Genomic DNA, 13,330 nt, shown 5'->3' with positions numbered 1-13,330 from the left:
TTCCCTTGAATACCCAGCTGGATCTTAGTCCCTGCCCTAGCCCGAAATGGTTGCCTGACGGGCAATCACAAACCATTTTTGCCTCCCTGTTCGTACCCCGGCCACAAATTGCCTATGCACGGGAAAGAATAATTACCGCAGACAATGACTTCATTGATATAGACTGGAACATTCCCGGCCTGCACCCGCTAGCGCCTGACAACACGCCGGCTGTTTTTCAGGCAGGCCAAAACCCCAACCTTAATCAAATGCCGGATACGCAACCCGCCCTGGTATTGTTTCATGGCCTGGAAGGCAGTAGCCAAAGCCATTATGCCCGTGCCATTTGCCATTATTTCCGGCAAAAAAACTGGGTCGTCGCCGTTGCCCATTTTCGTGGCTGCTCGGGCGAACCCAACAAACTGCCCCGTTCCTACTTCTCTGGGGATTCTGCCGACATCAACGCCATTATCAAGCATCTTAAACAAAGCATGCCCAATGCCCGCTGGTACGCCTGCGGGATTTCAATGGGTGGCAATGCGCTACTCAAATATACCGGAGAACAACAAGAAAGCCTGAGCTGGCTGCAGGCGGTGGCAGGCATATCGGTACCCCTTGATTTACTGGCAACCGGCAAACATCTGGAAACCGGTTTTTTTGGGCGTTTCGTGTATACACCGCATTTTTTGCAAACCATGAAAAAGAAAATTCGCGAAAAAGACCGGCAATTTCCCAACGCGATGGATACAGATAAAATCCTGCAGGCCAAAACCCTGTTTGAATTTGATGATGCCTATACAGGCCCCATCCATGGTTTCCAGGGTGCCCTTGACTACTGGGCCCGCTGCGCAAGCAAGCCCTTCCTGAAAGACATCCGTATTCCCACACTGGTCTTGAACGCCAGAAATGACCCTTTCATTCCTGAAGCCTCGTTACCCGGAGTCAAGGACATTTCCTCATACGTAACCCTGCACCAGCCCGCAACAGGTGGCCACGCCGGGTTTTCAACCGGCCCTTTTCCTTCGCATTTTGACTGGCTGCCACAGCGGCTGGAAAAATTTTTCCGCCTGGGCAGCTAACCCGCAGATTTGGCCACGCCGGCAGGCAATCGGCCCACTTCCTTGCCCCTGAATGTAGAGCGCAAACGTCCCTTGGCCGACAGGCGCATCATATTGGCCAGCGCCACCAACAAGCCAAAAGACTCGACCAGTGCCGCCGGAATCCACATGGTAAGACCACCAATACTTTGATCCTCTAGCGCACTCATGGGCAATGCCCGGCCGCAAAGATCAAACAGGGGATATAAATCAACCGAGGTAAAGGCTATATAAGCCCCCGCCACCATTTGCGGCAACATGGTCAGGATGGGCGACAACACCCGGGCACCCGGAGACATGACGGCTGGCGATCCACCTTTAACGCACCATTGCCCTGCCCGGCCCAACCACGTTTTAGCCGTAAGCATCGGTGGATTGGACGGACGACGGTCAAGCACCAGGTTCCAGTACATAAATCCACTGATAACCACCGACCAGTTCATGATCCGGTAAAGCTTCCAGTCGAGCATCGAATAAAACTGAATAGTGGGGTCCAGCCAGACCAAAACCAGCATGACAAACAGGACCGGTACAAAAATCTTGTTGGTCAGGAGGCCTTCAAGGAAGCGACCCACGAAGGTATGGCGGAAATTTTTCAGCCAGACTCTTGTCCGCAAGGGCAGGCCCGCACGCATGACCTGGCCAGGATAAGCCGCCATCACGATGAGTGGTCCCAAATGGTGCAACACCACATGCTGTATGCGGTGAATGAAAAACATGCGTTCGGCGTAGTAGTCTATATGCGTGTGCAAAGACAGGTAAATCATGAAAAAACCGGTCCAGAACAGCCATTGCCTGGTACGGGTCACCTTGTGCACAGCGGTTCCGCGCATGAACAAAACACCACATACGAGAAATGCGATGACCAGGGTGGGAGAAAACTCCCATGGCTGCAGCCAATGCATCAGGTCCAGATTCATAAACCAACCGATCAGAGAAAAATTAATTAAACTATTATTATCATGCAGATAGCCTATTGTAATCGTTGTTTAACCCTTTTCGGGCCAATCGCTAAAAGCACAAAAAAATGAAATTGCCGTCGAACCGTTTAAAAGAAGCGCTAAAATATGCCCATCATGGAAGAATTTGATTTTGATATTGCGATTTTAGGTGCAGGTCCAGCCGGCTGCGCACTTGCCTGTACCTTGGCGTCTGTCAGCCAAGGCGCTTTGCGCATTGCCCTTTTCCAGGGCATCAACAAACGGCACGACCCCACCCAGGACACGCGGGTACTGGCCCTTAACTACGGCAGCCGGGTATTTCTTGAAAAACACCGTCTTTGGCCAGACCATAGTGCCATCATAGAAACCGTTCACGTTTCACAAAAAAACCGCCTGGGCCGCACACTGATTTCCAGCAAAGATTTTGACGTCCCCATGCTGGGCAGTGTGGTTGCCTACGCCGAATTGTATCGCAAACTGCAAGAACGGCTGCAAGAATTGCCCGTCACCGTCTTAAGCGGTGAATTAGCCAGTGCTGCCCAGGAAAACAGCAACGCCCCGGTAATGGTCACGCAAGGTGAAAAAACCTGGCGCACCCGCATCGCTGTCCAGTGTGATGGCATCAAGCCCAAAGACATCCATCGCGAATATAACCAGCATGCGCTGATTACCGCCGCACGGGCCCAATTCCCCAAACCGGGCTGGGCTTGGGAGCGCTTCACCCAGGAAGGGCCACTGGCCGTCCTGCCGCATCCCATTTTCAAGAATGCCCAGTCTATTGTTTGGTGCACTTCACCCGAACGCGCCCAGGCCTTGACCCGGCTTGATGATGCTGAATTCTCCCGCACCCTTACCCAACACTTTGGAGAACGGTTGGGCGAGCTAACCGTTCTGGAAAAACGGACTGTTTTCCCGCTTCATTTAAGTGCCACCAAAAACACGGTTAACGGCCATATCGCCACACTTGGCAATGCAGCCCAAACCCTTCATCCGGTTGCCGGACAGGGTCTGAACCTGGGTCTTCGCGATGTAGCCACCCTGGTCCATTGCCTCAAGCCCTGGATGCTCAATACCAGCCAGTCAGCAGCACCTTTTTTAAATAATTTTGCCAACAGCCGTAAATTTGACCGTAGGCTAACCTGTGAACTGACTGATTTCCTGCCCCGTGTTTTCACAACCGGCAATCCGCTGATAGAACATGGCTGCGGCCTTGGCCTGCTTGGCATGGACCTTTTAAAACCACTGCGTCAGCCCTTGGCCCTGCATCTATTACAGGGTTTCAGAAACTGAATTTTCAGGCAAATCGCTCATTTTTTACTCAGCGACAGCCAAATTGGTTAAAATCTGCGCATGCATATCGGTCCCTGGCATCTTCCCAATCCTGTTTTTGTCGCCCCCATGGCGGGGGTGACCGATCGTCCTTTCCGCCAGCTTTGCAAACGGCTAGGAGCAGGTTATGCCGTATCGGAAATGGCCGCCAGCAACCCAAAGCTCTGGAACAGTGTCAAAACCTCAAGACGCCTTAACCATGAAGGCGAGGTAGATCCGATTGCCGTCCAGATTGCCGGTGCAGACCCCGAAATGATGGCTGAAGCCGCCGTTTTCAACATCGAAAAAGGCGCCCGCATCATAGACATCAACATGGGTTGCCCCGCCAAAAAAGTCTGCAGTGTTGCCTCCGGCTCTGCGCTACTGCGCAATGAAACCCTGGTTGCCCACATCATCGAAAGCGTTGTCAAGGCTTGTACCCCTTACAATGTGCCGGTTACGCTTAAAACAAGAACCGGTTGGGACCGGGAAAACAAAAACGCGGTACGCGTAGCCCGCCTGGCCGAAAACCTGGGCATTGCCGCCTTGACGCTGCATGGCCGCACAAGATGCGACTTGTACACCGGAGAGGCAGAATACGACACCATTGCCCAGGTCAAGACCGAAATTTCAATTCCCGTAATTGCAAATGGGGATATCACCGATCCCCACAAAGCAAAATACGTACTAGACTACACCAAAGCAGATGCCATCATGATTGGCCGTGCCGCACAAGGAAACCCCTGGATCTTCAGGGAAATCAATCACTTCCTTGATACCGGCCAATTGCTGCCAAAGCCCGGATACGGGCATATGAAAGCCGTCCTGCTTGAACACCTGCATCATCATTACACCTTCTATGGTGAATACACCGGGGTTCGATCGGCCCGCAAGCATATCGCCTGGTACATAAGCAAACTGCCCGGAGCAGCCTCTTTTTGTGACAGGATGAACCGAATCGACAACAGTCATGATCAGTACACGGCCGTAGAGCAATGGTTTGATCAGTTGATTATCCGCCAAGGGCAGCAACCGGCAACCAGCCTGGTGCACTGAAAATACCCTTGTATTTTTGTCTCCAACAATATAATTCCACTAATTTCGTTACGCCATGAATAATACTCAAAATCTTCAAGAGTGTGTCCGTACCAACCTAGAACTGTATTTCAAGGAACTCGGTGACAGCAATCCGAGCAATCTTTGGGAAATGGTCAACAGTTGCGTCGAAAAACCCCTGCTTGAAGTTGTTATGCAAAAAGCCAACAGCAACCAATCCAAGGCGGCTGAAATGCTTGGCATCACTCGCAATACCCTGCGTAAAAAACTTATTACACATCACTTAATCTAATCACCATGAAACTTTCAACTGCCTTACTTTCGGTTTCAGATAAAACCGGCATTGTCGAATTTGCTCAAGCACTTGCACAACGTGGCATCAAGCTGCTGTCCACCGGTGGCACGGCCGCCCTGCTGAAAAAAGCAGGCCTTGCCGTTACCGAAGTTGCCGAGCACACAGGTTCTCCCGAGATCCTGGATGGCCGGGTCAAAACCCTGCATCCCAAGATTCACGGGGGCCTGCTGGGTCGCCGGGATGACGAGATCCACCTGAACACCATGAAAGAACACAATATTGACCCTATCGATCTGCTGGTGGTCAACCTGTATCCTTTCCGTGAAACCATTGCCAAGCCAGGCTGCAACTTTGCCGACGCGATTGAAAACATCGACATTGGTGGCCCTGCCATGCTGCGTGCCGCCGCCAAAAACCATGGCACCGAAGCCGGTGGCGTAACGGTAGTGATTGACCCTGCCGATTACCCGCAGGTCTTGCAGGAAATTGATGCCAACGGCCAAACCTCTTACGCCCTGCGCCTGAAACTGGCCAGCAAAGTTTATGCCCACACCGCGGCTTACGACGGTGCCATTACCAACTACCTGAGCAGCCTGGCCGATGCCGCACCGGCACAAACAGCCGAACCGGCCCGCAAACAATGGCCTTCTATCCTGACCGTTCAGGTCCAGCAACATCAGGAATTGCGTTACGGCGAAAACCCGCACCAGTCTGCTGCCTTCTACATTGACCCCAATGCGCCCGAAGGCTTGCTGGGACGCTATCGCCAGTTACAAGGCAAAGAACTGTCCTATAACAACATTGCCGATTCCGATGCGGCCTGGGAATGTGTTCGTTCCTTCGAGGCGCCCGCCTGCGTGATTGTCAAACACGCCAATCCTTGTGGGGTTGCGGTTGCCGAGTCAGCCGTTGCCGCTTACCAAAAAGCCTTCAAAACAGATCCTACTTCCGCCTTTGGTGGCATCATTGCTTTCAACCGTCCGGTAGACCTGGCCACAGCACAAGCCGTCAGCGAACAATTCATGGAAGTGTTGCTGGCACCTTCTTACACTGCCGAAGCACTGGAATTGCTGGCCGCCAAGAAAAACGTGCGCGTGCTTGAACTTGCGATGGGCAATGGTAAAAATGACTTTGACATCAAGCGCGTGGGCGGTGGCTGGCTGGTTCAAGACCCGGATGCCTTCGACCTGGATACCAGTGCCCTGAAAGTGGTTACCAAGAAACAGCCTACCGAGCAGCAAATGCAAGACCTGCTGTTTGCCTGGAATGTCGCCAAATTCGTGAAATCAAACGCCATCGTGTTTTGTGCCAACGGCATGACCATGGGCGTAGGCGCTGGCCAGATGAGCCGTATCGACTCTGCCCGCATCGCCTCCATCAAGGCTGAAAACGCCGGCCTGTCCCTGAAAAACTCCGCAGCCGCCTCAGATGCTTTCTTCCCGTTCCGTGACGGCCTGGATGTCATCGTTGCCGCAGGAGCCGACTGCATCATTCAACCGGGTGGCAGCATCCGTGACGATGAGGTGATTGCCGCTGCTGACGAGCAGGGTATTGCCATGGTCTTTACCGGCACCCGCCACTTCCGCCACTAATCCGCAATGCGCATACTTGGCATTGATCCTGGCCTTCGTCGCACCGGTTTCGGTGTGATTGAAGCCAGCGGTATGCGCATTCACTATGTGGCCAGCGGGACCATTGTCGTTCCCACAGAACTGCCCCTGCACCAGCGCCTTAAGGCCATCCTGGATAATATCCGTGAAATTATCCAGACCCATCGGCCCGATGATTCCGCGCTGGAAAAAGTGTTTGTCAATACCAACCCGGTATCCACGCTCTTGCTCGGACAGGCACGCGGGGCAGCCATGTGCGCGCTGGCGGACAGCAACCTGAATGTCAGCGAGTACACGGCCCTGCAAATCAAGAAAGCGGTGGTGGGCAATGGACACGCCAAAAAAGAACAGGTGCAATTAATGGTTCAGTATTTATTATCCTTAAATGGCTTGCCTGCACCTGACTCGGCCGACGCCCTGGCCTGTGCCATCTGCCATGCCCATGCCAATCCCCTGTCACAAAAACTCAAATCCCATGAAGCAGGGCAACTAAGCCATAAGTCCCGCATGCGGGCTGGCAGGCTGATTGGTTAACCTTTTTTTATATTGCATTATCATGATCGGACGTCTTACCGGAACCCTTATCGAAAAACTGCCCCCCACTGTCTGCCTGGATGTCAATGGTGTTGGCTATGATATAGATGTTCCCATGAGTACCCTGTACGACTTGCCTGAACTGGGTGCCAAAGTGACTCTGTTCACGCATTTGGCGGTCCGGGAAGATGCCCATACCCTGTTTGGATTCCTGCATGCAACAGAAAGAAGTACTTTCCGGGCCCTGATCAAAGTCAGCGGCATCGGTTCACGCACTGCCCTTGCTGTGCTTTCGGGCATGAGTGTGAGTGACCTGGCATCCTGTATCGCCAACCAGGATGCCACATTACTGCTCAAGGTCCCGGGCATCGGCAAAAAAACCGCCGAGCGCCTTTTGCTTGAACTGCGCGGCAAACTGGGAGATACTCACTCCACACCAACCAATCCAGTCAACCATAGTCAAACCGATATCCTCAATGCCCTGATCGCATTGGGATATTCAGAGCGGGAGTCACAAGCTGCGCTTAAAACCTTGCCGGTTGAAATTACCGTTTCAGAAGGCATCAGAATGGCTTTGAAATCATTAGCAAAATAATTTATTAAATTTACATTATCAAGTTTCAAGGAAATAATATGCGTCCTCAATGGTTTAAAAAAGTTCTTCTAGCCACCGCTATTGGCAGCCTGTGTTTTTCAAGCGCAGCCATGGCCGAGCAAACCCTGAAAATGGCTTATGCCCTGTCCAAAGACTCCCACTATGGTGCCGGTGCCAATGCTTTTGAAAAAGCCATTGGCAAAAGCACCAACGGTGAAATCAAAATTGAACAATTTGCCAACAGCGCCTTGGGCGGTGAGCGTGAAGTTATTGAAGGCCTGCAAATCGGTACCGTAGATGCCGCGATTTTATCCACCGGTGCGACCCTGAACTTTGTGCCACAAACCGGTGTATTTGATATTCCTTTCCTGTTCCGTGACCTGGAGCATGCACGCAAAGTACTGGATGGCGAGATTGGCAGCAAACTGCTGGCCGAATTCCCCAAACGTGGTTTGGTTGCCCTGGCATGGGGTGAACAAGGCTTCCGTCATTTGACCAACAGCAAACACGCGGTCAAGACACCGGCAGACCTGAAAGGCCTGAAAATCCGCACCACCGAAAACCCGATCCATATTACCGCCTTCAAGGAACTGGGCATGCTGCCCACGCCAATGGCTTGGCCTGAAGTGCAAACCGCCCTGCAGCAAGGCACTATTGATGGCCAGGAAAACCCGCTTTCCGTGATTGTCTCAGCCAAACTGTCTTCCCAACAAAAATACCTGTCCCTGACCGGACACGTATATGGTCCTGCCGTGATTGTCGTATCCCCAATGGTTTATGACAGCATGTCCGACGAAGACAAGGCAAAGCTTAAAGAAGCAGGCATGGCGGCTGCCCAGGCCATGCGCGATTTCGTTGACAATGTGGAAAAATCAGGACTTGAAACACTAACCAAGGAAGGCATGGAAATTACCCAGGACGTTGACCGTGCCGAATTTGCCAAAATTGTTCACACTGTCTATCCTGAATTCCACAAGAAATTCTCGAAAGAACTGATTGAATCTATCCAGAATACAAAATAAGTTTTTTCTTTTCCTGCGGGGCTGAATGTTTTTTTTCAGCCCCAACTCTTCAAATTGCCATGAAATCGCTCACTCTATTACTGGACAAGTCTGTCTTCAGACTGGTGTCCATAATGGCGCAATTGCTGCTTCTATCTGCCGTAATTGCCTCATTCCATCAAGTTGTCAGCCGCTTTGTCTTTGAATCACCCGCCGACTGGACCGAAGTCTGGACGCGCTGCGCCATCATTTGGGTGGTATTGCTGGGACTGGTACTGGCCTGCCGCCAAGGCGCCATGCTTAAAGTGGAAATGCTTGAAAATGCCCTAAATGAAAAACACAAACGCTGGCTGTCCACCCTGGTAATGATTATTACCAGCACCTTCCTGGGTATCCTGACCTGGGTTGGCTGCATGGCTGCCTATCGGTTCCGCTTCCAGACCATTGCAGGCCTGGAATTCAGTATTGCCTGGATTTATGCCGCCATTCCCATCGGCTCATTTCTGGCCCTGATTGCCGTGATTGTTCACTGGTCACAAGGGTCTGCTGAATCCAACGATGAAATCGCCCCCCTGTAGGGTCATTGCATTCGTTACCGCTTAATATTCAGGTTAATTTTATGTCTCAATTAATGATTCTTTCAATGCTACTGTTCTTTGCCCTGACAGTACCAGTAGCCATTTCCATCGGCCTTGCCAGCCTTATCGGCGTCCAGGTTGCGGGCATTAACTGGCTGGTTATCGCCCAGAAAATTTACGCCTCGCTAGACTCTTACCCGCTGGTGGCCATTCCCTTCTTCATTCTGGCCGGCAACCTCATGGAAGCGGGTGGCATATCCACCAGGATGGTCAATTTCGCCAAAAGCCTGGTGGGCAATATGCAAGGTGGTCTGGCGTGCAGTTGCGTGATTACCTGCATGATCTTTGCCGCGGTTGCCGGCTCAAGTGTGGCCACCACCTTTGCCGTAGGTGCCATTTTAATTCCCGCGATGGTCAAGCACGGCTATCCCAAGCCATTTGCCGCCTCTTTGCAGGCGACCGCTGCCGAACTGGGGGTTATTATTCCACCATCGGTTCCCATGATTTTGTTTGCAGTTTCCACCGAAACCGATGTGGGTGAGCTCTTCATTGCCGGTATCCTGCCAGGCATGCTAATTGCTTTTGCCCTGGTTATTTATGTATGGCTATATGCCAAACGCCATGGCTATGGCAAGAATGATGGCGAAGGCCGTCTGGGCATCTGGGAATCCTTCAAGCAGGCATGGCTGGCGCTACTCATGCCTGTGATTATTCTGGGCGGCATTTATGGCGGCATCTTTACCCCTACCGAAGCATCGGTAGTGGCCGTAGTTTATGCCCTGATCGTAAGTATTTTCATTTATCGCACGATTGGTTTTGGCCAGCTGTCGGAAACGTTCCGCAAAACCGTGATTGCCACGGCCGTCATCATGTTCGTGATTGCCAATGCCGGCCTTTTCGGCTTCCTGCTTAACCGTGCCGGCGTACCCAATGCGCTGGGCGAATGGCTTGGCATGCTGTTCAGCGACAAAGTCAGCTTCCTGCTGGGCGTGAACATTGCCCTGTTCTTTATTGGTATGTTCATTGAAACTTCAGCCTCTATCGTGGTGCTGGCCCCGTTGCTGCTTCCGGTTGCAATCAAGTTTGGGGTTGACCCGACCCACTTCGGGATCATCATGGTGGTTAACCTGGCCCTTGGCATGATTACCCCGCCGTTTGGCGTGAACCTGTTTGCTGCCTGCACGGTGGCCAAACTGCCCATTGAAAAGCTCATCAAACCTCTGATACCCTTTGTGGGCGTCACGGTATTGTGCCTGATGATCATCACTTATGTACCTGAGATTACCCTGGTGCTGCGTGACCTGGCCTATCGCTAAGCCTTGATGAAAGGCCTTATGGCAACATTTGGCCAACTCTGCACAAAAGACATCGCTGTATGGACATACAGTCTCCAAAAGAGATTACAATACAGCGATGTCTTTTTCCATTATTGCGCAGCTCGACCATGGCCATTTTCAACGATTCCTTATCCAGCAGTCCTCCCGCCAGGATTGTTTCCCCACAAGCCACCTCACCCAATGAGGAATCGGTTGAACGCGCCCTGCGTCCCAAATCCCTGGCCGAATATACCGGCCAGCACCGGGTTCGCGAACAGCTTGAAATTTTCATCACGGCGGCCCGCAAACGTCAGGAATCCCTGGATCACGTCCTGCTGTTCGGCCCTCCGGGGCTGGGCAAAACCACGCTTGCCCATATTATTGCCCATGAAATGGGCTCCCAGTTAAGGCAAACCTCGGGGCCGGTACTTGAACGTCCCGGCGACCTGGCTGCCATGCTAACCAACCTTGAAAAAAACGACGTACTTTTCATTGATGAAATTCATCGCCTGTCTCCAGTGGTTGAAGAAATTCTTTACCCTGCCCTGGAAGACTTCCAGATTGATATCCTGATCGGAGAAGGCCCGGCCGCACGCAGCGTCAAGATAGATTTGCAACCCTTTACCCTGGTAGGCGCCACAACCCGGGCAGGCATGCTGACCAACCCCTTGCGCGACCGCTTCGGGATTGTTTCCCGGCTCGAATTCTACAACACCGAAGACCTGACTCAAATTGTCAGCCGCAGTGCCGCTTTGCTGAACACCACCATGACTGAAGACGGGGCCCGGGAAATTGCCCGTCGTGCCCGGGGTACCCCCCGGATTGCCAACCGCCTGCTGCGCCGGGTACGCGATTATGCCGATGTCAAATCGGATGGTGTGGTTACCGTTGAGTCGGCCAGTGCCGCCTTAAGCATGCTGGAGGTTGATCCGCAAGGCCTTGACCTGATGGATCGCAAATTGCTGGATACGATTATTCATAAATTTGATGGTGGCCCGGTTGGGGTTGATAACCTGGCCGCTGCCATTGGCGAAGAGCGCGACACAATTGAAGATGTGATTGAACCTTATTTAATCCAGCACGGTTACCTGCAAAGAACCCCACGCGGGCGAATTGCCACCCTAACCACCTGGCGCCACCTGGGGCTGCAGCCCCCTTCACGAGGTGAAGACGGAAAACTGTTTTAAGCCTGCATTTCCTCAAGAAATTCAATAATCGCTTCGCCGTAAGCCTCCAGCTTATGCGCCCCCACCCCGCTGATAAAACTTAAATCTTCAAGCGTTTCCGGGTTGTTCAGGGCAATCTGCCGCAGTGTGGCATCATTGAAAATCACATAGGCTGGCACTTCATGCTCCCGGGCAATCGCAAGCCGCCACTTCTTAAGCTCGAGGAAACGCTCTTCGGCTTCAGGAGGCAGGCTAATGACCGGCTTTTTGGTTTTGGGCATGATATTGCGGGATTTAGATGCCATGCGCTCGGACTCCTGGCGCAACATAAGCACTTCCTCTCCCTTAAGCACCGCCCGGCTTTTTTCTGTCAGGGCCAGGGTACCATAGCCTTCAATGTCCAGTGCCAGATAATGATTGGCCAGCAACTGCCGCAACACGCTGCGCCAGGCTGAATCACTTAAGTCTTGCCCCACCCCAAAAACACTTAAGGTATCGTGCTGGTTCTGGATCACCCTGTCGGTTTTCTTGCCGCGCAAAATATCAATAATATGACCGGCCCCAAAACGCTGGTCGCGTTCTTTGAACAAGCGGTAAACGGCCGACAGGATTTTTTGTGCCGCCACCGTGCCATCCCACATTTTGGGCGGATTCAAACAAACATCACAATTGCCGCACGGCTCAATATGCTGGTCAAAATAAGCCAGCAAACGAACACGCCGGCACTGCGCGGTTTCACAAAGCCCCAACATGGCATCAAGCTGGGCTGCCGAACGACGCTTGAAGATTTCATCACCATTTGAATCTTCAATCATTTTTCTTTGCTGTACCACATCTTGCAGGCCATAAGCCATCCAGGCGGTAGCCGCCAGGCCATCGCGCCCGGCACGGCCGGTTTCCTGATAATAGCCTTCTACCGATTTGGGCAAATCGATATGCGCCACAAAACGCACGTCAGGTTTATTGATACCCATGCCAAAGGCAATGGTTGCCACCATGACCAGGTCATCTTCCTGCTGGAAACGGGCCTGGTGCTCAGCCCTGCGGGCAGTATCCAGCCCGGCATGATACGGCAGGGCCTTAATCCCTTCCTTGCTGAGGAACTCGGCAATGTCCTCGGTTTTATTACGCGACAGGCAATACACAATTCCTGAATCACCCATATGTTCTTCACGAATGAAATTCAACAACTGGCGCCGCACATCATGTTTTTCAACAATGTGATAAGTGATATTGGGCCGGTCAAAACTGGCAATAAACTGTTTGGCATCGTCCAGCGCCAGGCGCTGGATGATTTCCTGGCGGGTATGGGTGGTGGCGGTGGCAGTTAAGGCAATGCGTGGCACATGGGGCCAGCGCTCATGCAAAATGGACAGCCCCATATATTCAGGGCGGAAGTCATGCCCCCACTGCGACACACAATGCGCCTCATCAATCGCAAACAGGGATATTTGCCCCTGGCTTAACAATTGCAGGCATCGTTCGCCCAGCAAGCGTTCGGGTGCAATATAAAGCAGATCCAGCTCACCACGCAAAAAGTCTCGCTCTACCGCGCGGATTTCCGACCAATCCAGGGTAGAATTCAGGTAAGCCGCCTGCACACCCAGCTCTTTGAGGGCATCCACCTGGTCTTTCATTAAGGCAATCAAGGGGGACACCACAATGGCGCACCCTTCCCTGACCAAGGCAGGCACCTGGTAACACAAGGACTTGCCGGCACCGGTGGGCATCAGGACAAGCGCATCCCCGCCAGAAACAAGATGTTCGACAATGGCCTGCTGTTCGCCCCGGAAAGATTCGTAGCCAAAGACCGTTTGTAAAACCTGGCTGGCTGATGATAGTGACACTGCTGAA

The 13,330-nt window shown here is 52.5% G+C and carries 13 protein-coding genes; 11 read left to right on the top strand and 2 right to left on the bottom strand.

Translation table 11 applies throughout. From position 1 onward, the window contains the following. Window positions 1-5 precede the first annotated feature (5 nt). Window positions 6-1,058 carry a YheT family hydrolase gene (locus ACM5Q9_RS05235; protein ID WP_418143689.1) on the top strand — a complete coding sequence of 351 codons (1,053 nt, stop codon included), beginning with the start codon at window positions 6-8 and terminating at the stop codon, window positions 1,056-1,058. Here ACM5Q9_RS05235 and ACM5Q9_RS05230 read toward each other — a convergent pair. After that, entirely contained in the window at window positions 1,055-1,996 is a 942-nt protein-coding gene (locus tag ACM5Q9_RS05230; RefSeq protein WP_418143688.1) for a cytochrome c oxidase assembly protein, read from the bottom strand. The genes ACM5Q9_RS05235 and ACM5Q9_RS05230 overlap by 4 nt on opposite strands. Before the next feature lie 147 nt (window positions 1,997-2,143). Here ACM5Q9_RS05230 and ACM5Q9_RS05225 point away from each other — a divergent pair, with 147 nt between their 5' ends. The 10 genes from ACM5Q9_RS05225 (at window position 2,144) to ruvB (ending at window position 11,497) form a co-directional block, all read left to right on the top strand. Next, complete coding sequence (locus ACM5Q9_RS05225; RefSeq protein ID WP_418143687.1) at window positions 2,144-3,307, top strand: FAD-dependent monooxygenase; 1,164 nt, start codon at window positions 2,144-2,146, stop codon at window positions 3,305-3,307. A 60-nt stretch (window positions 3,308-3,367) separates the two neighbouring features. After that, window positions 3,368-4,381 carry a tRNA dihydrouridine synthase DusB gene (gene dusB, locus ACM5Q9_RS05220; protein ID WP_418143686.1) on the top strand — a complete coding sequence of 338 codons (1,014 nt, stop codon included), beginning with the start codon at window positions 3,368-3,370 and terminating at the stop codon, window positions 4,379-4,381. Window positions 4,382-4,436: 55 nt separating this feature from the next. Next, window positions 4,437-4,673 (top strand): helix-turn-helix domain-containing protein, encoded by a 237-nt coding sequence (locus tag ACM5Q9_RS05215; protein ID WP_418143685.1) that lies wholly within the window; start codon window positions 4,437-4,439, stop codon window positions 4,671-4,673. Window positions 4,674-4,678: 5 nt separating this feature from the next. Then, a complete protein-coding gene (gene purH / locus ACM5Q9_RS05210; protein ID WP_418143683.1) occupies window positions 4,679-6,268 on the top strand; it encodes a bifunctional phosphoribosylaminoimidazolecarboxamide formyltransferase/IMP cyclohydrolase in 1,590 nt (529 codons plus the stop codon). A gap of 6 nt (window positions 6,269-6,274) precedes the next feature. Then, window positions 6,275-6,820: a crossover junction endodeoxyribonuclease RuvC gene (gene ruvC / locus ACM5Q9_RS05205; protein WP_418143682.1), complete on the top strand. Its 546-nt coding sequence runs from the start codon at window positions 6,275-6,277 to the stop codon at window positions 6,818-6,820. Window positions 6,821-6,842: 22 nt separating this feature from the next. Further along, on the top strand, window positions 6,843-7,415 hold the full coding sequence (gene ruvA, locus ACM5Q9_RS05200; RefSeq protein ID WP_418143681.1) for a Holliday junction branch migration protein RuvA: 573 nt from the start codon (window positions 6,843-6,845) through the stop codon (window positions 7,413-7,415). Window positions 7,416-7,453: 38 nt separating this feature from the next. Beyond that, window positions 7,454-8,437, top strand: a complete 984-nt coding sequence (locus tag ACM5Q9_RS05195) for a TRAP transporter substrate-binding protein (RefSeq protein WP_418143680.1) — start codon at window positions 7,454-7,456, stop codon at window positions 8,435-8,437. A 59-nt stretch (window positions 8,438-8,496) separates the two neighbouring features. After that, a complete protein-coding gene (locus tag ACM5Q9_RS05190; RefSeq protein ID WP_418143679.1) occupies window positions 8,497-8,994 on the top strand; it encodes a TRAP transporter small permease in 498 nt (165 codons plus the stop codon). Between the two features lie 41 nt (window positions 8,995-9,035). After that, window positions 9,036-10,310: a TRAP transporter large permease gene (locus tag ACM5Q9_RS05185; protein ID WP_418143678.1), complete on the top strand. Its 1,275-nt coding sequence runs from the start codon at window positions 9,036-9,038 to the stop codon at window positions 10,308-10,310. A gap of 128 nt (window positions 10,311-10,438) precedes the next feature. Next, the gene (gene ruvB, locus ACM5Q9_RS05180) at window positions 10,439-11,497 is read left to right on the top strand and encodes a Holliday junction branch migration DNA helicase RuvB (RefSeq protein WP_418143677.1); all 1,059 of its coding nucleotides are present in this window, start codon (window positions 10,439-10,441) and stop codon (window positions 11,495-11,497) included. On the opposite strand, the gene recQ is transcribed toward ruvB, so the two are convergent. Beyond that, the gene (recQ, locus tag ACM5Q9_RS05175) at window positions 11,494-13,323 is read right to left on the bottom strand and encodes a DNA helicase RecQ (RefSeq protein ID WP_418143676.1); all 1,830 of its coding nucleotides are present in this window, start codon (window positions 13,321-13,323) and stop codon (window positions 11,494-11,496) included. The genes ruvB and recQ overlap by 4 nt on opposite strands. Window positions 13,324-13,330 lie beyond the last annotated feature (7 nt).

The sequence above is a fragment of the Advenella sp. RU8 genome (genome assembly GCF_048381675.1).
GTDB lineage: Bacteria > Pseudomonadota > Gammaproteobacteria > Burkholderiales > Burkholderiaceae_B > Advenella.
Note: the sequence above shows the minus strand (reverse complement) of the source record. Positions and strands in the feature narration are given on the sequence as shown.